This is a genomic window from Actinophytocola algeriensis (assembly GCF_014203735.1).
Lineage (GTDB): Bacteria > Actinomycetota > Actinomycetes > Mycobacteriales > Pseudonocardiaceae > Actinophytocola > Actinophytocola algeriensis.
Window position 1 is genome coordinate 865116 of record NZ_JACHJQ010000005.1, and the last position, 19893, is coordinate 885008.

Annotated in this window: 19 protein-coding genes and 1 pseudogene; 6 read left to right on the top strand and 14 right to left on the bottom strand. The window is 72.5% G+C overall.

The annotated features are described in order from the left end of the window. Positions 1-118 precede the first annotated feature (118 nt). Positions 119-2944 (top strand): AfsR/SARP family transcriptional regulator, encoded by a 2826-nt coding sequence (locus FHR82_RS26690; protein ID WP_184813207.1) that lies wholly within the window; start codon positions 119-121, stop codon positions 2942-2944. Between the two features lie 395 nt (positions 2945-3339). On the opposite strand, the gene FHR82_RS26695 is transcribed toward FHR82_RS26690, so the two are convergent. After that, positions 3340-3864, bottom strand: coding sequence for a hypothetical protein (locus FHR82_RS26695; protein WP_184813208.1), 525 nt, complete (start codon positions 3862-3864; stop codon positions 3340-3342). A 176-nt stretch (positions 3865-4040) separates the two neighbouring features. On the opposite strand from FHR82_RS26695, the gene FHR82_RS26700 reads away from it, so the two are divergent. Beyond that, entirely contained in the window at positions 4041-4433 is a 393-nt protein-coding gene (locus FHR82_RS26700; RefSeq protein WP_184813209.1) for an STAS domain-containing protein, read from the top strand. Between the two features lie 9 nt (positions 4434-4442). On the opposite strand, the gene FHR82_RS26705 is transcribed toward FHR82_RS26700, so the two are convergent. From FHR82_RS26705 to FHR82_RS46460, 7 genes are all read right to left on the bottom strand, one after another. Beyond that, positions 4443-5135 carry a class I SAM-dependent methyltransferase gene (locus FHR82_RS26705; protein ID WP_184813210.1) on the bottom strand — a complete coding sequence of 231 codons (693 nt, stop codon included), beginning with the start codon at positions 5133-5135 and terminating at the stop codon, positions 4443-4445. Next, positions 5132-5908, bottom strand: a complete 777-nt coding sequence (locus tag FHR82_RS26710; protein WP_184813211.1) for an ABC transporter ATP-binding protein — start codon at positions 5906-5908, stop codon at positions 5132-5134. Before FHR82_RS26710 ends, FHR82_RS26705 begins: the two co-directional genes overlap by 4 nt. Beyond that, positions 5905-6888 carry an ABC transporter substrate-binding protein gene (locus FHR82_RS26715; RefSeq protein WP_184813212.1) on the bottom strand — a complete coding sequence of 328 codons (984 nt, stop codon included), beginning with the start codon at positions 6886-6888 and terminating at the stop codon, positions 5905-5907. Before FHR82_RS26715 ends, FHR82_RS26710 begins: the two co-directional genes overlap by 4 nt. 16 nt (positions 6889-6904) lie before the next feature. Continuing rightward, a complete protein-coding gene (locus FHR82_RS26720; RefSeq protein ID WP_311771292.1) occupies positions 6905-8014 on the bottom strand; it encodes a FecCD family ABC transporter permease in 1110 nt (369 codons plus the stop codon). A gap of 115 nt (positions 8015-8129) precedes the next feature. Then, entirely contained in the window at positions 8130-8282 is a 153-nt protein-coding gene (locus FHR82_RS26725) for a hypothetical protein (protein ID WP_184813213.1), read from the bottom strand. A 30-nt stretch (positions 8283-8312) separates the two neighbouring features. Then, on the bottom strand, positions 8313-10097 hold the full coding sequence (locus tag FHR82_RS26730; RefSeq protein ID WP_184813214.1) for a metallophosphoesterase family protein: 1785 nt from the start codon (positions 10095-10097) through the stop codon (positions 8313-8315). A 95-nt stretch (positions 10098-10192) separates the two neighbouring features. Then, entirely contained in the window at positions 10193-10411 is a 219-nt protein-coding gene (locus FHR82_RS46460) for a hypothetical protein (protein ID WP_225945321.1), read from the bottom strand. Between the two features lie 94 nt (positions 10412-10505). Between FHR82_RS46460 and FHR82_RS46465 the strand changes: the two genes are divergently transcribed. Next, the gene (locus FHR82_RS46465; protein WP_260418117.1) at positions 10506-10691 is read left to right on the top strand and encodes a hypothetical protein; all 186 of its coding nucleotides are present in this window, start codon (positions 10506-10508) and stop codon (positions 10689-10691) included. Here FHR82_RS46465 and FHR82_RS46470 read toward each other — a convergent pair. Both FHR82_RS46470 and FHR82_RS26740 read right to left on the bottom strand, forming a co-directional pair. Then, positions 10644-11276, bottom strand: a pseudogene (locus FHR82_RS46470) (cation:proton antiporter domain-containing protein); the annotation flags it as partial. The gene FHR82_RS46465 and the pseudogene FHR82_RS46470 sit on opposite strands and share 48 nt — an antisense overlap. Before the next feature lie 85 nt (positions 11277-11361). Further along, on the bottom strand, positions 11362-11742 hold the full coding sequence (locus tag FHR82_RS26740; protein WP_184813216.1) for a DNA polymerase ligase N-terminal domain-containing protein: 381 nt from the start codon (positions 11740-11742) through the stop codon (positions 11362-11364). A 248-nt stretch (positions 11743-11990) separates the two neighbouring features. Between FHR82_RS26740 and FHR82_RS26745 the strand changes: the two genes are divergently transcribed. Further along, a complete protein-coding gene (locus FHR82_RS26745; RefSeq protein WP_184813217.1) occupies positions 11991-12488 on the top strand; it encodes a hypothetical protein in 498 nt (165 codons plus the stop codon). A gap of 114 nt (positions 12489-12602) precedes the next feature. Here FHR82_RS26745 and FHR82_RS26750 read toward each other — a convergent pair whose 3' ends face one another. From FHR82_RS26750 to FHR82_RS26765, 4 genes are all read right to left on the bottom strand, one after another. Beyond that, positions 12603-13334, bottom strand: coding sequence for an ABC transporter permease (locus tag FHR82_RS26750; protein WP_184813218.1), 732 nt, complete (start codon positions 13332-13334; stop codon positions 12603-12605). Further along, positions 13331-14236 carry an ABC transporter ATP-binding protein gene (locus FHR82_RS26755; RefSeq protein ID WP_311771293.1) on the bottom strand — a complete coding sequence of 302 codons (906 nt, stop codon included), beginning with the start codon at positions 14234-14236 and terminating at the stop codon, positions 13331-13333. The genes FHR82_RS26750 and FHR82_RS26755 overlap by 4 nt, the downstream gene beginning before the upstream one ends. Before the next feature lie 119 nt (positions 14237-14355). Next, a complete protein-coding gene (locus FHR82_RS26760) occupies positions 14356-15921 on the bottom strand; it encodes a bifunctional 3-(3-hydroxy-phenyl)propionate/3-hydroxycinnamic acid hydroxylase (RefSeq protein ID WP_184813220.1) in 1566 nt (521 codons plus the stop codon). Positions 15922-15930: 9 nt separating this feature from the next. Further along, positions 15931-18861 (bottom strand): ATP-binding protein, encoded by a 2931-nt coding sequence (locus tag FHR82_RS26765; RefSeq protein ID WP_184813221.1) that lies wholly within the window; start codon positions 18859-18861, stop codon positions 15931-15933. Positions 18862-18977: 116 nt separating this feature from the next. Between FHR82_RS26765 and FHR82_RS26770 the strand changes: the two genes are divergently transcribed. Both FHR82_RS26770 and FHR82_RS26775 read left to right on the top strand, forming a co-directional pair. Beyond that, entirely contained in the window at positions 18978-19370 is a 393-nt protein-coding gene (locus FHR82_RS26770; protein ID WP_184813222.1) for an STAS domain-containing protein, read from the top strand. A gap of 183 nt (positions 19371-19553) precedes the next feature. Further along, positions 19554-19883, top strand: a complete 330-nt coding sequence (locus tag FHR82_RS26775) for an STAS domain-containing protein (RefSeq protein WP_311771305.1) — start codon at positions 19554-19556, stop codon at positions 19881-19883. Positions 19884-19893: the final 10 nt, after the last annotated feature.

Consider the following 19893-nt stretch of genomic DNA (forward strand, 5'->3'; position numbering starts at 1 on the left):
GAATGTTCGCGTCCCGCCACCGGCACAGGGCGGCGTGCCGAGGTGAGGGGAACCGGGGCGGGCGCGCGCCCCTCTACTTCCGAGTAGCCCTGCGACTCGAACTCGGGAGGCCCGGCCGGTGCGATTCCAGCTGCTGGGGCCGTTGCGCGTGGACGTGGACGGCCGCCCGGCGCCACTCGGAGGCACGAAGCAGCGGATGCTGCTCGCGCACCTGCTGTTGAACGCCGGCAGGCCGGTGCGGGCGGCGCAGCTCGTCGACGTGCTCTGGGGTGCGGCACCACCGACGTCGGCGACGGCGAACCTGCAGACCTACGTGTGGCGGCTGCGGCGCGCGCTGCCCTTCGACGGCGGCGACGGCGGCCTCGTCACCAACGGCGCGGGCTACGAGCTGCGGACACCGCTGGAGTCGGTCGACGCGCGGCTGTTCCGGGCGGAGTGCGCGCGGGCCCGTGCCGAGCGGGACCCGGCGGTCGCGCTCGCGGCACTGCGCGCCGCGGAACGGCTCTGGCGCGGTGACCCGCTCGCCGACCTGCCCGTGGTGCCTGCCTGGGAGGCCGAGCTGAGCGGCCTCACCGAGGCCCGGCTCGCCGCGACCGAGGACCGGCTGGCCCTGCAGGTCCGCCTCGGGCAGCACGAACCGGTGCTCGAGGAACTTTCGGCGCTCCTCGCCGAGCACCCGTACCGGGAACGCCTCTGGCAGCAGTACGTGCTGGCGCTGGCCGGGGCCGGGCGGCGGGCCGACGCGCTCGCCGCGTACACCGACGTGCGGGAGCGGTTCGTCGCCAACCTCGGGGTGGAGCCGGGGCCCGCGCTGCGCGACGCGCAGGCCGCGGTGCTCCGCGGGGATCGTCCCGGCGCCGCCCAACGGGGTGTGCGGGTCACCGGCGTCCACCAGCTGCCCGCGGACATCACCGACTTCGTCGGGCGCGAGGCCGTCGTCGCCGAGCTGCAGGTGGCGCTGGCGCCGCGGCCGGGGACGTTCGCGGCGCCGGTCGCGGTGGTGTCGGGGCCGCCGGGCACGGGGAAGTCGGTGCTCGCGCTGCACGTCGCCCACCGGTTGCGGGAGGCGTACCCGGACGGCCAGTTCTACGCCGACCTCGACGCCATGGGCGACCAGCCGCTCGAACCCGCCGCGGTGCTCGCCGACTTCCTGCACGCCCTCGGCGTGTTCGGGGCCGGCCTGCCCGACGGGGCCCCGGCCAGGGCCGCGCTGCTGCGTTCGCGGCTGGCCGGGCGGCGGGTGCTGGTGGTGCTCGACAACGCGGCGACCGCCGCCCAGGTCCGTCCGCTGCTGCCCGCCGACGGTGGCTGTGCCGTGCTGGTCACCGCGCGCACGAGGCTGCCAGGGCTGACCGGCGCCCACGCCGTCGAGCTCGCCGTGTTCGCAGAAGAGGAGAGCACGCGGCTGCTCGCCGCCGTCGCCGGCGCGGACCGGGTCGCCGCAGAACCCGCCTGCGCCGCCGACATCGTGGCGTTCTGCGGGCACCTGCCGTTGGCGATCCGGATCGCGGGGACGCGGCTGGCAGGCAGGCGGGCGTGGTCCCTGCGGACGTTGCGCGACCGCCTTGCCGACCGGTCCGCGCGCCTGACCGAACTGCGGGTGGGTGACCTCGCGGTGCGGCGGAGCTTCGAGCTGAGCGTCCGGCAGCTGCCCGAGGCAGGCGTGCGCGCGTTCGGCAGGCTCGCGCTGCTCGGCGGCCGTGAGTTCCCGGCGTGGATGGTCGACGCGCTGCTGGGCGAGCCCGCGCACGATGTGCTCGACGTCCTGGTCGACGCGAACCTGGTCGCGGTCGTAGGACCGGGCCGGGACGGGCAGCCGCTGTACGCGCTGCACAGCCTCCTGCACTGCCACGCCGTGGAGATCGTCAGCGCCGAGCGGGCGGAGGTGCGTGTCGCCGCGTTCGTGCGGTGGGTGTCGGCGCTGCTCTCGCTGGTCAAACGAGCTGCCGCGCGGCTGCCGACGGCGTTCGGCGCGGTGACCGGCGAACCGCTCGGCTGGACGCTCGACGAGGCGACGGAGCGGGCGGTGGTCGCGGAGCCGCTGGAGTGGTTCGGCGCCCAGCGGCTTACGCTCACCCGCACGGTGAAGCTGGCCGCCGCGGCGGGGGAGGCGGCGCTCGCGTGGCAGCTCGCCGCCGCCTCGGTGCCCTTCCACGACCTGCGCGGCCACTACGACGACTGGCGGACCTGCCACGAGCACGCCCTCACCGCCGTCCGCGCCGCGGGAGACCCGGTGGGCGAGGCCGCGTTGCTGCGCGGCCTGGGACAGGTCCACCTCTACCGCGACGAGTACCGCGACGCGCACCACGCGTTCACCCGGTCCACGGCGTTGTTCGCCGAGGCAGGCGACCGGCGCGGCGAGGCGTTCGCCGTGGCCGGGCTTGGCACGGTGGCGCGCGTGGCGGACCGGCCGGACGAGGCCCTGCCGCACTACCTGCGTGCGCTGGGCCTGTTCCGCGAGGTCGGGGATCGCGGCGGCGAGGCGCAGATGCTCGGGTCGCTCGGCACGATGTGCCACGTGCTCGGTGAGCCGGAGGAGGCCACGGCACATCTGGAGGCGGCGCTGGCCATCGCCCGCGACCTCGGGGACCGCCACCGGGAGGCGAAGGTGCGCACCGAACTCGGCGCCGTGCACCGGACCACCGGTGACGTCGCCGCCGCCGAACGGGAACTCGTTGTCGCACTGGGCATCCTGGAGGAGATGCGGGACGAGCGCTGCACCGCGCACGCGCTGCTGGGCATCGGGGAGACACTGCTGGCGACCGGCTCGCCAGGACGGGCGCGGGGGATGGGGGAGCGCGCGCTGGACGTCTTCCGGCAGACAGGGAACCGCGGCGGCGAGACGCAGGCGCTGATCCTGCTGGCACAGGCCAGGAGAGCACGGGTGCCCGCGCATCCGCCGGAGTCGCGGCAGGTGCGCGGGCAGCGTGGCTCAGGACGTTAGTGCCGTGGCTGGTTCGTTTGCTGGTCGTTGTCCTTGGCGAGGTTCTGCCTCGGCGGGATTTGTCTTCGCCGGACGGGCTTGCCTCCGGCGGCTCCTCGCCGGAGGGGCAGGTCTCTGGGATGGCAGGCAGCCTCGGATGTGGTGTGGGGCTAACCCCCCTCGGCGCCTGCGCGCCCTCGCGACGACCCGTTGTGCCGTGAAAGGCGCTTTCACGGCGTTGGCCACGCTGTGAAAGGCGCTTTCAGGGCACCCAACGCCCTCAACGCGCCTTTCACAACGCCAGCTATGTCCCGAACGCGCCTTTCACGGCAAAACCAGCCCACCCCGGCACGGCGATCACCGACGGCTTGGCCGGACCCGCCGCAGGACCCGGCAAAACATTGGTGGACACAGCACTAGTTGCTGTTGCCTGGCTTCCAGCCGAGGTAGTTGGCGAAGTAGTGCATGCTCACGTGTCCGATGCGGCCGTTGACGCTCGTCGCCCAGACGCCGCCGTTGCCGTCGGACAGGCCGACGTGGCCGTAGGCGGAGATGTTCCAGAAGACGAACGCGCCACGCGGCGGGTTGTTGCCGGTGTGGCGTGCGCCGTCGGACGACCGCCAGTGGGCGATGGCGCTCGCGTGATGGGTGGCGCGGTTCCACGCGAGGCGGACGGCACGCTCGCAGTAGCCGTCGTAGGCGGTGCTGCCGTTGCGGTTCCGGAACCAGGCGATGGCGCCCTCGACCGTCTGCAGCGTGCCGATCTCGTCGTCGGCGCTGTCGGCGGGCAGGATCGCTGTCGGGTCGGCGATGTCGGCGGCCGTGACCGGGCTGTAGACCTCCGCGGGCCGCGGTTCCGCCGTGGCCGTGCCGAACCCGGTCCCGGCCGCGATGGCCACCGCCACTCCGAGCGTCCCGATGATCCTGGCCAGTTTCTGCATGGTGCGTACTCCCTCGCGTTCGAAGTCCGGCAGGGCGAGCGCGGGTCCCGACCCCCGCCGATGACCCGGTCAGGCTGTGCCGTGCCGCTACACGGGCACTACAACCGCAGGTCCCGCGCCCCTGTGCGCGTTCCGGCGACTCCGCGATCCATTACGCGTCATGGTTGTATACGTGGGTGGGAACGGACGAGACCGTCAACGTGCCAAGGCCCAGCGACCTGTTGCGGGTCTGGCAGGAACCAGCCGGTGAGTCGGTGCACGTCGTCGTGCACGTCGCCGGTGAGGTCGACCTGACCACCGCGCCGCAGGTCGACGACCTGCTGTGCGGGATCGAGCCGCGGCAGGCCGAGCCGCGGTGCGTCATCCTCGTCCTGACCGGGGTGACGTTCCTCAGCTCGGCAGGCCTCAGCCTCCTGATCAAGAACGACCGCCGGATGCGGGACGCGGGTGGTCACCTGTACGTGGTCACCGGCAACAGGCTTGTGAACCGGACGATCACCAGGACAGGACTCGCGGAGACGCTGGTTCTCTTCGACACACTCGGCGATGCCGTGACCGCCGCGCCGTGAACGCAGGTGTCACACGGCCCGGCCGGTGATCAGGAACTGCATCCGGACCTCGTGCCCGTCGGCGACGCCGTGGCGGCGGTCGAGGTCGAGGATCTCCGGCAGCGGTGTGACGGTCACGTCGGCGAAGCCCGCGGCGCGGACGATGTCGGCGCTCGCCCCGATTCCGGTGGCCTCGGCCAGCGGCAGCAGCGACCGCACGTCCTGGTCGTACAGCTCACCCATCGACGTGCCCTGGATGCCGTTCGGGAACCACGTGCTGTCGACGGCCGCCAGCAGTCCGCCCGGTGCCAGCAGTCCGCGCCAGTTCCGCGCGGCGGTCAGCGGCGTCCGCAGTGTCCACAGCACGTACCGGCTCGTGACCACGTCGAAGCTCGCCGCCGGGAAGTCCGGTGCCACCGCGTCGCCCAGGCGCAGGTCCGGCGGGTCCGGCAGCTCCGCCGCCTTCTCCTTGGCCTTGGCGAGCATCCCTTCGGCGAGGTCGATGCCGGTGACGTCGTAGCCGAGCCCGGCGAGCAGCAGCGACACGTGCCCGGTGCCGGTCCCCACGTCGAGCACCCGTGCCGGCGGGGCGGGCAGCACACGGCGCCAGACGTCCGTCCACCCCTGCCGGATCTCCGGGTTCCCGATCTGCCTGACCTGGTGCGCGTCGTAGGAGTCCGCGCGTCCCGTCCAGTACCGGTTGATGTTCTGCTGGGCGGTCATGCGGGTTTCTCCTCGTGGTCGAGCGGGCGGAACAGCAGCTGGACGCCGTCGTCGGTGGCGATGCGCTGGACGCCGATGCCGTAGACCGGCTCCAGCACCTCCGGCCGGAGAACGACGTCCGGGGTGCCGGTGGCGGCGACCCGGCCGGTGTCGAGCAGGACCAGCTCGTCGCAGTACCGGGCGGCGAGGTTGAGGTCGTGGAGCACCACGACGGTCGTGACACCGAGGCGGCGCACCAGAGCCAGGACCTCGTGCTGGTAGCGGATGTCCAGGTGGTTGGTCGGTTCGTCGAGCAGCAGGTGGTCGGCCTGCTGCGCGAGCGCGCGGGCGATCAGCACCCGCTGCTTCTCCCCGCCGGACAGCCCGGCGAAGACGCGGTCGGCCAGGTGCCGGACACCGACCCTGGCCAACGCCGCCGCGGCGATGCGGTGGTCGCCGCGGCCGGGTCGCTGGAAGGTCGTCAGGTGCGGTGCCCTGCCGAGCAGGACAGTGTCCGCCACCGTGAGCGGCAGTTCGCCGGAACCCTCCTGCGCCACCACCGCGAGCCGCAGGGCCAGCTCCCGTGGCCTGAGGTCACCGATCGGCTTCTCGTCCAGCGCGACCAGGCCGGCGCGCGGGGTCAGTGCGGCGTAGAGCGTCCGCAGCAGCGTGGTCTTGCCGCTGCCGTTGGGGCCGATCAGGCCGACGACCTGGCCGGGAGCGACGGCGACCTCGACCCCGTCCAGCACCAGGGTGCGGCCGTAGGAGAAGGAGACGACGTCGGCGGTGATCACCGGCCGCCGCCGAACCGGTCGGCGATCCGTTCCAGCCCGACCATCGACAGCGGCGTGGGTGGTTCGGTGAAGTTGAACAGCTGCACCAGGATCTCGTCGTTCTTCACCGCGCGCAGGCTCTCGGCGCCGGGGAGGGCGGTGACGGCGTTCTTCACGTCGCCGGGGTCGCCGTCGATGTGGAGCAGCACCAGCACGTCGGGGTCGGCGTCGACGAGCTGTTCCGTGGTGACCTCGAAGACCCGCTCGTCGACGTCACCGAAGACGTTCGTGAACCCGGCGGCGGCCAGCTGCGGGTGCGCCATGCTCCGGTTGCCGTACGCGTAGCCGCTGCCGCCGCCGACGGTGGGGAAGAGGACGGCCGCGGTGCGCTCCGCACCGGGTTTCGCGGACTTCTCGACCGCGGCCATGCGCGCACGCAGGTCAGCCACCAGCGCGGCGGCCTCGTCGCCCCGGTCGAAGATCCGGCCGTAGGTCTCGATCTGCTCGTAGACGTCGTCGAAGGTCGTCGCGTCCACGCCGTCCGGGCAGTACACCGGCTGCACCAGCGCGTTGATGCCCACCCCCGACAGGCTTTCCCGCGTGATGCCGTCCGGCAGGCCCATCACCAGCTCCGGCTGCCGGTTGATGATCGTCTCCTGCGAGATCTGCAGGTGACCGCTCTCGTCGAGGTCCTCCCCGAGCGACTCGATGCCGGCGATCGCCGCGTTGGTCTCCGCGTCGTAGTACTCCTCGGGGAACGCGCCCGCCCGCAGCACGGCCCGGTCGAGCACGCCCAGCCCGTGCAGGATCGTGACCGGCGCGCTCTCCAGCAACGCGATCCGCTCCGGCGGCGCGTCGAACGTCACGTCGGTGCCGCAGTTCCGCACGGTCACGGGAAAGCCGGCGGTCGCCGACGGTGCCCTGCTGTCGTCTTTCGCGGCACAGGCGGTGGTGAGCAGGGCGAGTGTCAGCAGCGGCGTCATGATCCGCGGGCCGGGCATGGGTCTCCTTCGGTTGTCAGGCACCGGACGCGTGGAAGCGCCGGACGAGGATCAGCAGGAACGGGGCGCCCACGAGGGCGGTGATGATGCCGATCGGCAGCTCGCGCGGCTCGAGCACGGTCCGCGCGACGACGTCCGCCCACACGAGGAAGATGGCGCCGATCAACGCCGCCACCGGGATGACGCGGCCGTGCCCGGCACCGACGAACCGGCGGGCCACGTGCGGGATCACCAGGCCGACGAACCCGATCCCCCCGGAGGCCGCGACGATCGACCCGACGCACAGCGACACCACGACCAGCAGCTGCATCCGGAACCGGGTCGGCGGCACCCCGAGCGTGTGCGCCGTCTCGTCGCCGATCGCCAGCGCGTCCAGCCGCCGCCCCCACACCATCAGGAGCGCGATCGTCAGGCACACCACCACGACCACCACGGCCAGCGGGATGGACCACCGCGCCAGGCTCAGCGAACCGAGCAGCCAGAAGAGCACCGACCGGGCCCCTTCCGCCGAGTCGGCCGCGAAGATCAGGAAGCTGGTGGCCGCGTAGAGCGCGTACCCGACCGCGACACCCGCCATCAACAGCCGCAGCGACGTGATCCGGCCACCCGCCCTGGCCACCAGGAACACGGCGACCGACGCGGCGAGCGCACCGAGGAAAGCACTGGCCGACAACGCGTTCTCCCCGAAGCCCGCTCCCAGTCCGAAGAGGATGGCCGCCGCGGCACCGGTCGACGCGCCGGAGGTGACACCGAGCAGGTACGGGTCGGCCAGCAGGTTGCGGACCATCGCCTGCAGCGCCACCCCGCACACCGCCAGCGCGGCACCCACCAGTGCCCCGAGGATCACCCGTGGCAGCCGCACCCGCCACACGATGGAGTCCTGCGCGGGTGTCCAGACCACCTCGGACGGCCAGCCCACGAGGTGGTGCCCCACCACCCGCGCGACCGTCCCCGGCGCGATCCCCACCGCCCCCAGGCCCACCGCGAGCACGAGCGTCACCAGCAACCCGGCCGACAGCCCACCGACCCACAGCACGGTCGACCGCCGCCGCGCGGCATGGCCGAGGTCGTCCTCGGGTTCGTGGTCGTCCACCAGCTCCGCAACGTCGATGCCGCCCAACGCCACCGAACCACCCGCCCCCTGCTGCCCTGAGCTGGCTAGTGCCAACTACTTGCAACAGCGTAGGCGGCAGCGGCGCGAAAGGTCTGTGGCACTCACCACAAACCAGCAGGTGGCCGGGTCAGCGGGCGACCGACGGGTCGACCTCGGCGAAGGACGTGCCGATGGCGATGTTGTCGTGGAAGACCGTGCGGCTGGTGACGGTGGTCGGGCCGGTTTTGCCGTCCGCTGCCAGCCGGGGTTCTTGTGGGTCTGGTTGCTGTCCGGCGAACACCGGACAGCAACACCTGACACGGGGTTGTCCTCAGCCGATGGGCCTGCCCGTCCGGTCGAGGTCGATCACGGTCTGGTCGTGGTAGGTGCGGCGTTCGGTCCTGGTCACCGCCAGGTTCCTGTCCAGCACCGGGAACACGTGCACCGGCGTCAGGGTGATCCGGGCCCGGTCACCGCGGCCGCGGTCCACGTCGATCTCCAGGTGGCCGTAGTGCTTGCCGCCGCCGGTCAGCCGGGGTACGCCGTCGGTGTCCTGCCACTGTTCGGGTTCGCTCTGGTCGGCGGTCCACTGGCTGTACGGGTTGTAGCGCAGCGGCGGGCTGCCCGGCGACGCGCTCTCCTTGCGCACACCCCGCAGGCCGTCGCCGGACACGCCGACGTCGTAGTAGTGCACGCCGGTCCCGTCGCCGTTCTCGTCGACGAAGCTGCGTTCGAACATCTCGCTGTGCCCGGAGATCACCGCCGCGACGCCGTACCGCTCGAACAGCGAGTGGTAGACCCGCATGGGGGTGCCGCCCTGGCCCGAGGTGAGCGCGTGGTTCATGGGCAGGCCGTGTTCCCCGGAGCTGTACGGGACGTGGTGGAACTGGACGATGACGGCCTGGCCCTTCGCCCGTGCGTCGGCCAGCTGCCGCTCCACCCAGTGCCACTGCCCGCTGCCGGGGCGGTAGTCGGACAGGTCGGTGCCGCCCGCCTTCTCGTACTCCTCGCGGGTGAAGTTCTCCTGCGTGTCCGCACCAGGACCGGTGTACTCGCGACCGCTCAGCTTCTCCTCGGCCGGGTAGTTCGCGGCCCGGTCGTCCGGTTCACCGTTGTTGCTGTCCAGCGTGAGGATCGTCAGCGGGCCGTAGTCGATCCGGTAGTAGTTGTCCTGGTGCGCGGGAGTCCCGTTGCCCGGTCCGTCGAAGTACGCGTGGAACTTCGCGCGGGACCGCACGACCGGCGTCCGGTCGGCCGGGGTGCCGTAGCCGCCGTTGAGGGCGCTGAAGCTCTCCCAGTTCCCGAACGCGGGCAGGACCGGCACCTGCGACAGCAGGTCGCCGCCCTCGCCTGCCGTGTTGCGGAAGAACTCGTCCCACCCGGGCTGGTAGCCGCCGCCCTGCACGAGGTCACCGGTGAACAGCACGGCGTCGGGCGCCCGCTGCTCGACCACGGCGAGGTTGCGGCGCAGGCCCTCGTCCTCGGTCAGCGGGTACCGCAGCACCCGCGCCCCGGACAGCGTGGTCGTCCCGTGGACCCGGTCCCAGGCCGAGCCCGGTTCGGCCGACGGCCGGGCCGCTCCGGCGAGCGCACCGGGTGCCCACTCGCGTTTCTGCACGCGGCCCAGCGGCTCGGTCTCCAGGTCCGACATGGCGATCAGCCGCAGGTGCCGCCAGTCGTCGGCGGTCGGGGCGGTGCGGAACCGGCCGGTGACCGTCGCGTCGCCCTGCCGCACGGTGTAGCTGTACTGCTTGCCGGGCCGCAGCCCCGTGACGAGTTCGGTGTGCTTGTAGCTGGACTCGCCGAGCAGCCACGAACCCTGGTCGAGGCCCGGGATCTCCTGCGCACGCTCGGCGTCGGTGTACGCGAGCGCCGCCTGCGGCTCGCCGTCGACCTCGTACGTGCGATGCCCGCCGGGGCCGAGGACGGTCAGCCGTCCCGGCTCGCCGTCCTCGGTGAACCACGTGACCCGGATACCGGACGCGCTCGGGCTCTGCAGGTACGGCAGGACCCGGAACTCGTCCCGCGCCGCGCCCGCGGCGGGCGGTGCCGCCACGACGGACAGGACGAGCGCCGCGGCGACCGTGGCGACGAGCACCTTCCTCGGGCTGCGCATGCTTCTCCCTCAGCGCTGGGGACCACGTCACCGGTGGTCCGGGTACCGGTTGGTGCTACCCAACCGGACCGCGGCCCGATGCGGAAGTGCGCGTCTCATCGCTGACCGGTGCCGTCGTCGCCGAAGCGGGCGGCCTGGCTGTCGATGACGTGTTGCGCGCGTTCGAGGGTGTGGGAGCTGTAGGTGCCGCCCGCGCGGGCGTCCAGCAGTGCGTTCTGCTGGGCGTCCAGCATGAGGCGTCGCAGTTCGCGGCGTTGCGACAGCGGGCTGTCCGGCTGGCGGTCGGTGAGCAGCTTGTCGATGGCCTCGGCCATGCCCGCGCTGCGTGCACGGGCGTGGCCGAGAAGGGTCTCGTCGAACGGGTCGCCGTTCTCGCGGCACAGGGCCGGGTTGTCGAGGAGGTCCTGGGTGGCGGCGTTGATCTCGGTCGCGAGGCGGGAGTTCGCGGCGTTCGTGGTCGGCGTCGGTGCCCTGGATGCCGAGCCGCTTGATGAGCACGGGCAGGGTGCCGCCCTGGCCGATGAGGGTGACGATCGCGACGGTGAAGGCGATCAGGACGAGTTCGGCGCGGTGGGGCACGTCGGTGGGCAGTGACTGGGCGGCGGCGAGGGTGACGACACCGCGCATCCCGGACCAGGCGAGGACGGCACCGCCGCGGGTGCCGAGCCCTTCGTTGGAGTAGAAGACGGCGTCGGCGTGGCGCCTGCGGAGCGCGTGGGTCACCCGGTCGTGCCGGCGCTGGTTGCCTTGGCGCGGTCCGCGGGCCATGAGCCGGTCCAGCGCGGCCTCGATGCGTTCGACCATTCTGCCCGCGCCCGCCTGCTGGCGGCGGAGCCGCGCGATGACCGGGACGATGAACGCGACCCGCAGGACGACGAGCGTGACCGTCGCGAGCAGCCCGAGCCCGACCGAGGACCACACGCCCTGACCCGCGGCGTGCACGTCGGCGACCACGGTCGTGATCTCGAAGCCCATGACCAGGAAGACGCCGTTCTCGAGGAGCAGCTGGACCGTGCGCCAGTTGGTGCGTTCGGGGATCCGGTCGTGTGCGGTGAACCGCTTCGCGCTCTGGTGGCCGGTGATCAGGCCCGCCGTGACGACGGCGATGACACCGGAGGCGTGCAGCTCCTCGGCGGGGATGAACGCGAGGAACGGCACCACGAGCGAGATCGCGGTCATGAGCACCGGCTGAGTGCGGATCCGGGAGCGGGCCCACACCGATCCTGGGTTTGTGCGACTGTGCCGTGCCGTGGGCTGGGCGGACCTAGCCGTCGGCCGGAACCTGGGTGTTCGTGCGCCGGAGGAGCCAGTCGGAGCCGGTGTCGATCAGGACGTAGCGCACGTCGTCGTGGCGGCCGTGCAGGGTGAAGATGAAGCGTCGCGGGGTCCGGTCGTGTTCTTCCCACCAGCCGATGTCGGCGATGCTCTTGTGCTCGTCCTCGTAGCGGAGGTGGTCGAGGTCGTGGTCGGGCACGGCGATCGCGAGCCGGTTCTCCCCCGGCTTGTCCGGCAGCCCGCGCGGCACGGCCCACGAGCGCAGCACACCGTCCTGTTCGAGCCGCAGGTCGAAGTGTGGCCGCGGCCGACGGTGGTCGTGCAGCACGAACGCGGGCCGGGGGCAGGGCGGTGCTGTGTCCGAACCCATGCCATCCCCCGATCGACCGCGCCTCCGTGAGGGTAACCACGCCCGCCGTGCCGCGGCCGAACCGAGCCGTCGCACCGGCCTGACCTCGGGGTCAACAAACGCGCAACGTCCACGCAACGACGAGCCGGTTGAGTACCGCACCATGATCAGCCCCGGGGGACGGCACCACCAACTCATCGACGGCCTGCGGGCGGGGATGGCCGCGAAAGAAGTTCACCGGCTACGACATCGTCGCCGAGTGGACCCCGGTGGTCCTCGGCGACTGGGGCGCGGGCTACCGGATCGCCGACGCGTGGACCGAGGTGGCGCACAGCCTGCGGGCCATCGGCGCGGACCTCGACGGCGGGCTGACCCTGCTGTCCGCGCACTGGACCGCCGCGGACGGGGGTGGCGCGGCAGCCGCGTTCGCACGGTTCGCCCACGACAGGACCGGCGTGGTGACGGTCTTCGCGGAGCTGGCCGACGCGGTGAGCGAGGCCGTCAAGGTCCCGTCCCTCTACTACGAAGGCGTCATCACCAACGCGTTCTGGGTGATCGAGTACTACGGCGTCCGGTTCAAGGCGGTCGCCAAGAAGATCTCCAAGGCCTTCAAGGACCTCACCGTCAACCCGAAGACGTGGATCGACCTCGGCGAGGAGCTGTGGGGGATCGTCGAGGACTACATCGAGTTCATCAAGACGACCTTCGAGGCGCTCAAGACCTGCGTGGAACTGATCGTCCAGATGGGCGAGCTGGCATCGAGGTGATCGACCTGATCGCCGTGACCCTGGAGTGGAAACTCGGCGGGAACTGACAGCGGTGCCGAACACGAACGGCCTCGGCAACCAGTGGGTCACCGAGGCCGTTCGTGTTCGGAGCAGTCAGTTCTTGGACAGCCGCCGCGAGGCGAGCGCGAACCCGGCGACCGCGATGAGCACCAGCGTCACCATCGCCGTCACGTCCAGCCCGTTGCCCGCCCAGGGGGAGCGGATGGCGTCGAGCAGCAACCCGGTCGGCGTCCACGACGTGATGGCGTTCAGCGCGGCCGGGAACACCGCGGGCGGCGGACCGCCACCCACCAGCAGGAAGGTGCCGAAGAACAGCAGCAGGCCAAGGCCTTGCGCGGAGCGGGCGCCCGGCATGATCGACCCGAGCAGTGTGCCGATGCCCGCGAAGGCGAGGATGCCGACGGCGAACGCGGCGGCCACCCCGAGTGCCGAGGCCGGACCGGGGATGTCGAACAGGATGGTGGCCAGCACCAGCATCACCGCGGCGCCGATGACCGCCAGCAGCGTGAGGACCGCGGCCTGCGAGAACACCACGGCACGCGCGGAGATCGCGGCGGCGCGGAAGCGGCGGAGCACGCCACTCTCGCGGTACCCGGCGAGGTGGGTTGGCGTGCCCATGAACCCCATGATCGCGATGCCCGCGCCCAGGTAGGCGGTCACGTAGAACTGGGTCCCGTCCAGGTTGGCGAACACCGGGCCGCCGTGGTCGGCGAACGCGGCGGCCAGCACGACCATGAGCAGGATCGGGAACATCAGCGTCAGTACCAGCACGAGTGGCTCGCGGGTCAGCAGCTTGAACTCGGTCCAGGTCAGGTAACGGGTCACGACGGAACCTTCTCGCTCAGCCGGTGGCCGGTCATGGACAGGAACACGTCCTCGAGGGACGGGTAGTGCGTGCGGTAGTCGGCCGGGGCGACGCCGTGCTCGGCCAGCGCGGCGGCGACGTGGACGACCGTCTGGCCAGGTCCGGTGACCGTGACCGTGTCGCCCGCCCTCGTGGCGGACTCGACACCGGGAACGGCGAGCAGGTGGTCCGGCCGGTAACCGTTGGTGGTGCTGAACGTGATCGTCACCGGCTTGCCGCTACCCGCGGTCAGCCCGCCGGGGGTGTCGCAGGCGACCATCTTCCCGCGGTCCATGATCGCGACGCGGTCGCACAGCAGTTCGGCCTCGTCCATGAAGTGGGTGACCAGCACGACCGTGGTGCCGCGGTCGCGCACCTCGCGGATGAGGTCCCACGTCGCGTGCCGGGCACTGGGGTCGAGGCCGGTGGTCAGCTCGTCGAGCAGCACGAGCTCCGGGTCGCCGAGCAGGGCCAGCGCGACGAACAGCCGCTGCTGCTCACCGCCGGACAACGACCCGAACGCGCGGTTGCGCAGTGTCTCCAGGCCCCAGGTGCCGATGGTGGCCTCGACGTCGACGGGAACGTTGCGGGTGTGGGCGAACAGCTTGATGGCCTCGACGACCCGCAACCGCTCGGGCAGGGCCGCCGACTGCAGCTGGGAGCCCAGCTTGCGGCGCAGCTGGTTCTTCTCCCGGGCGGGGTCGAGGCCCAGCACGGAGACGTGTCCGCTCGTGCGGTCCCGCAGTCCCTGCAGGATTTCCACGGCGGTGGTCTTGCCGGCACCGTTCGAGCCCAGGATGCCGAAGATCTCGCGTCGCCGGACCTCGAAGGAGACGTCGGAGACCGCCGCCTGCTGTCCATAGGATTTGTGGAGGTTCTCCACGGTGACAACGGTATCCATGCCGGATTGGTCCTCAGGGGTTCACGGGAAGCTTCCTTGACGTGCACCCACCAACCTGCCGCAGTGATCACGATTTTCGCTCGTACCTGACTCGCACCGCGTCATGACGGTGCCAGGGAGACCGCTGACGTCGCGGTGGCGTACACGAAACGGTCGGGCCGCAGGACGACCACGCCGACGTCGTGGCGGGTGAACCACGCGGCCAGCGACTCGTCCACCAGCTCACCGACCGCGCCGGCCGGTGTCTCGTTCGATGTCACGGTCGGTGTCACGCCCGGTGTCTCGCCCGGTGTCTCAGTTGGTGTATCGGCCTGTGTCACGCGGAAGAAGCGGGCCCGAGGGCCCTGCCACGTGCCGGCCGTGTGCCGGTCGACGGCCGGGCCGAGTACGGCGAAGTCCGGGCCGAGCAGGTCGTCCAGTGGCCGGTCCCCGATGGCAGGCTGGGGGAACATCGTGCCGATCACGCCGGTGCGGCGGCCACCCGCCATCAGGCCTTCGCGGTGGGCGGGGAGCGGTTTGAACTCGAAGTGGCTGATGAACCGCCGGATGCGCGGAACGGTCTGGATCGCGGTCAGCACCGCGTCGCGGGTCGCGGCGGCGAACCGGTTGCGCACCAGGAAGACGTGGCCCATGCGCACACTGGTGGTCGCCATCTCCTCGGTGTGGGGGCGGCGTTCGGTCTCGTAGGTGTCGAGCAGGTCGTCGCCCGCGTCGCCCGCGAGGACCAGTGCGAGCTTCCACGTCAGGTTCGCCGCGTCGCGCAGGCCGCTGCACAGGCCCTGGCCGAGGAACGGCGGCATCTGGTGCGCGGCGTCGCCGAGCAGGAACACCCGGCCGGCGCGCCACCGCGACGCCACCAGCTGGTGGAAGGTGTAGCCGGTGGACCGGGTGATCGTGAAGCGGCCGGGGTCGACGTAGGGGGCGACGAGCGCGGGCACGTCCATCGTCTCGGGGGTCTCGCCGCCGTGCAGCATGAACTCGAGGCGGTACGTGCCGTGCGCGCCCGGCGACACGAACGCGGGGCGGCGCCAGTCGCACACGAACCGCGTGTCGGCCACGCGGACCGCGTCCGGCGCCACGGGGCCCGACACCGCGAGCCACTGCTCGGCGTAGGACGAGCCGGACAGGGGGATGCCGACCGCGTGCCGGGTCGCGCTGCGGGCACCGTCGCAGCCCAGCACGTACCGCGCGCGGACCCTGGTCTCCTCGCCGGTCGCCGGGTCGCGCAGGACGGCGGTCACGGTCGCCGTCCCCTGCGACAGCGCCACCATGGCCACGCCGGTGCGCAGGGTGACGTGGTCGAACCGGTCCAGGCCCGCCCGCAGCGTCGCCTCCAGCCTCGGCTGGTCGAAGAAGTACAGCGGGCGGGAGCCGAGGCCGAAGTCGATCTCGTCGAGTGCGATGCGGGCGAACACCCTGCCTTTCGCGTTGACGTAGTCGGCGACCGACGGCACGTGCATGTCGGCGGCGACCTCGTCGCGCAGGCCGGCCTGCTGGTAGATCCGCAGGGCCTCGTCGTCGCACGAGAACGCCCTCGGCTGCCCGTGCGGTGCGGTGCTGTGTTCCACGACCAGCGTGCGGACGCCGCGCACGCCAAGCAGGTTCGCGGTCAGGGCGCCGACCGGTCCGCAGCCGACCACCAGGACGTCAACGTCTTCTGTGTGCATGCGGCCACTTCAGCCCGCCGTTGTGGAGATCCTGTTGAGGTCGGCCGCCACCCGCTCCGACAGCAGGCCCGCGCCCTGTGCCGCGGCCAGGCCGGCGGCCGTGCGCAGGTCGGCGGGGTCACGGGTGGCGACGCCGCGAACCCGGTGCAGTTCGGCGGCCAGCACCCGTTCGCCCGTCGTGCCGGACCGGGTCAGCGCCTCGTCCGCCAGCCGGGCGGCGGTCGCGGTGTCGCCCGCGGCGAGGTACGCGTCGGCCATGGCGGCCGCGGTGATCGTGCGGGTCGAGCGCAGGCCCAGCCGGTACACCCCGGCACCGGCGGCCCGCATCGCCGCCAGCCTGCCCGGGTCGCCGCCGCGGGCCGCCGCCCACTCGGTGAAGAACTCACCGGTGTGCACGAAGTGCGGCATGTTCTCCTCGACGCCCACCGCGTGGCAGCGCAGCCCCGCCACGCGGCCCGCGTCGGCGTCCTGTTCCTGGAGCGCGACCCAGCCCGCGAACAGCGCGGCGTTGGCGCGGCCGTGCGGGTCCATGGCCGCGCGGGCCTCGGCCAGGTCGGCCTCGGCCCCGGCGTGGTCGCCGCGCAGCGAACGGGTGAGGGCGCGGAAGTGGTGCACGGTCAACGTCGGTGTGCGGGCAGGAGGGACCGGCCCGGCAGCGGCGAGCAGGGCCAGCGCCCGGTCGAGGAAGGACTCGGCGGTCGCGAGCCGCCCGGTGAAGTAGGCGACGACGCCACGCAGGTAGTGGCCGCCGACCGCGACCAGGCCGGTTCTGTCGTGGTCACGGCTGTCGGTCGCCGCGCACAGCCTGGCGGCCAGGTCGTCGGCCACCGCGAAGTCGGCGTGGTTGCACGCGATCTCGCCCAGCGCCCACAGCGCGGGCCGCTGGTCGACGTCGGAGCCTGCCTGGGGGAGCAGGGCCCTGGCGCGCGTGGCCGCGGCGACGACGGCGTCGCTGCCGATGCCCGCGGTGACCTGCAGCAGCGACATCCGCAGCAGCTGGACCTCCAGCTCGCCCTTCGCGTCGGCGAGGTGCGCGAGGCGGTCCGCGGCGCGGTCCAGGTGCGCGACGGCGTCCTCGTAGGCGAGGCGGCGGGTGGCGTCGTCGGCCGCGCGCAGCGTCCAGCGCAGGTGCTCCTCGTCGTGGCCCGCGCGGTCGTGGTGGTGCGCGCGTTCGGCCGGGGTGAGGCCGGGCCAGCGGGCGAGCCGTGCGTGCAGTGCGGCGCGTTCGGCCGGGGCCAGCGCCGCGTAGACGACCTCCGCGAACAGCGGGTGCCGGAACCGGACCGTGCCCTGGCGCGCCTCGGTGACCAGGTGCGCGGCGAGTGCGTCGGCCAGGCCGCCTGGGTCGTCGAAGAGGGCGGGCGCCAGGTCCCGGTCCGCGACGGCCAGCAGGTCGAGGCACGCGCGGGCCGGGCCGGGCAGCGTGTCCAGGTGAGCGCGGACCGCGTCACGCACGCTGGGCGGCAGCGCGGCGCCGGTGCGGTCGGCCGCGAGGACCTCGGTGATGAAGAACGGGTTGCCGCCGGTGCGCGCGACCAGCCTGCCGACCAGTCCGGGCGGCGGTGGCGCAACCGTGGCGGTCCGGACCAGGGCGGTCACGGCGCCTGCGTCGAGCCCGGCGGGGCGCAGCTGGGTGCCACCCGGGGTGCGGACCAGGTCGGCGACGGCGGCGACCACGGCAGGCAGGTGGTCGTAGGGGCGGGACGTGACGACGACGAGGACGCGGGCGGTCGCGAGCGTGGGTGCGAGGTAGCGCAGGAGGAGCAGGGAGTCCGGGTCGGCGGCGTGGAGGTCGTCGAGCACGAGGACCAGTCCCGCACGCGCCGCGGCCGCCGTCACCAGCGCCGCCACGGCGTCGTAGGTGCGGAACCGCGCGGCCGGGTCCGCGGTCTCGGCGGGCCGGCCCTCGGTGAACACGGCCAGCGCCGCCGACTGGTCCGATGTGGACAGTTCGCGGACGACCTGGGTCCACAGCCAGAACGGCGGGGTGCGGCCGAGATCGGGGCAGCGGGTCCACACCACCGGCACGCCCCGCGCCCGCGCCTGGTCCCGGACTGCCGAGGCGAGGCTGGTCTTGCCGATGCCCGCCTCGCCGACGATGGTCACGACCCGCCCGCGGCCGGCGTTGGCGTCGTCCAGGAGGGCGGTCAGCCGGGCCAGCTCGGCCTCACGGCCGAAGAGCCCCGGCTCGACGAGGGGGACGGTGTGGGTGAGGACCTGCCGGTGCAGGGCGCGGAGCTCCGGGCCGGGTTCGACCCCGAACTCGGTGGCGAGCAGCCGCTGCCCGTCGGTGTACGCCGCCAGCGCGGCGGTCTGGCGGCCCGCGCGGTAGAGGGCGAGCATCAGGGTGGCCCGCGCCGCCTCACGCTGGGGGTGGGACGCGACGTGGTGGTGCAGCTCGGGCAGCACGCTCTCGTGCCGCCCGGCGGCGACCGCGGCGGCGTGGCGCCCGTCGACGGCGGCGAGCCGGGCCTCGGTGAGGCGGGTGAGGTCGGGCCGCAGCACGGTGAGCCCGGCGGCGCTGGCCAGCGGGTCGCCGTGCCACAGCGCGAGCGCCTCGGTGTACCGGCGCTCGGCCGTCACCGGGTCGGCGGTGGCCGCGGCCTCGGTCAGCCGGTCGAAGCGGACCGCGTCGATGGCGTCCGGCTCGACGTGGAGCTCGTAGCCGCCGGGATGGGCGCGGAGGAGGTCGCTGTCGGCCCGCCTGCCCCGGCCGGGTTCGAGAGCGCGGCGCAGCCCGGTGACGTAGGTGCGGAGCGTGACGTGCGCACCGGCGGGTGGGCGGCCGTCCCACAGCGCGTCGGCCAGCCAGTCGGTGGTGAGCACCTGGCCGGGCCTGGTCAGGAACACCGTCAGGAGCGCACGCTGCTTGGGCCCACCCACGTCGACCGGCGCACCGTCGCGCAGCACGCGCACGGGCCCCAGGATTGCGAACCGCACCCATGGAGAGTCGGCACTCCGGCGGATCCGTTACGCGCCACGCCGCGGAGCGTGATCTTCGCCAATCGCGACCCTTCACCGAGGTGCTTGCGACCGGTCTCTGGGAAGGTGAATCCATGTGGGACGACACGTACTTGCCGAAGGGGCAAGGGTTCGACATCGAAGTTCGCCGCAGTGACGACGGCACCCTCGTGGTGGTGACGGTGTCGGGTGCGCTCGACCTCTCTGCCACGCCGGCACTGGGCACGACGCTCGGCGCGGAGGTCGACCGCGAGCCGGTCACGCTGGTCGTCGACCTGACCGCGGTGACCATCCTGTCCTCCCCGGGGATCGCGGTGTTGCTCAGGACGCACCGCGGGATCGGGAAGACGCGGTTGTGCTTGCTCGTGGACACCGATCACGTTCAGCGCCCGCTGGAGCTGCTGGGCGTCACCGAGGCGATCCCCGTCTTCCGGCGGCTCGAGGAGGCCGTGGCGGGTCACGGCGGCGGCCGCGACTCGACGGCGTGACGGCCACCGCTGAACAGCAGCCTGGCGCGATCGTGGAAGGACGGTTACGCTGGGCCTCCTGAACGGGTTGAAACCCCAGCCTGACGCCGCAGCGATTTCTCGAGGTCGCACACCGTAGGCCGGAGGACCCAGTTGTCACAGCCCAACCCCGTCGATGACGCCCTGTTGTGGGTCGATCGCATCGTGGACAACCACGCGGTCGTCGTACGCGCCGTGGGTGAAGTCGATCTCACCACCGCGCCCTTGCTGAGCGCACAGCTCGAGCTGGCCGAAGCCGTCGTGGTGCCGCCCGCACCGGTGATCCTCGACCTCACGCGGGTCACCTTCTTCGAGTCGGCGGGCGTGAACGTCCTGCTCGACCACCACGGCCGGTGTACCGAACTGGGTACCCGGCTCCAGGTGGTGGGCAGCCGGTCCGTCACCCGGGTGCTCGCCCTCGTGGGCGTCGACAAGGTGATCCAGGTCGTGTCATCGCAGCCAGGACCGCCATCGGAGTCGCCCTCCCTCGCCTGATCGTCATGTT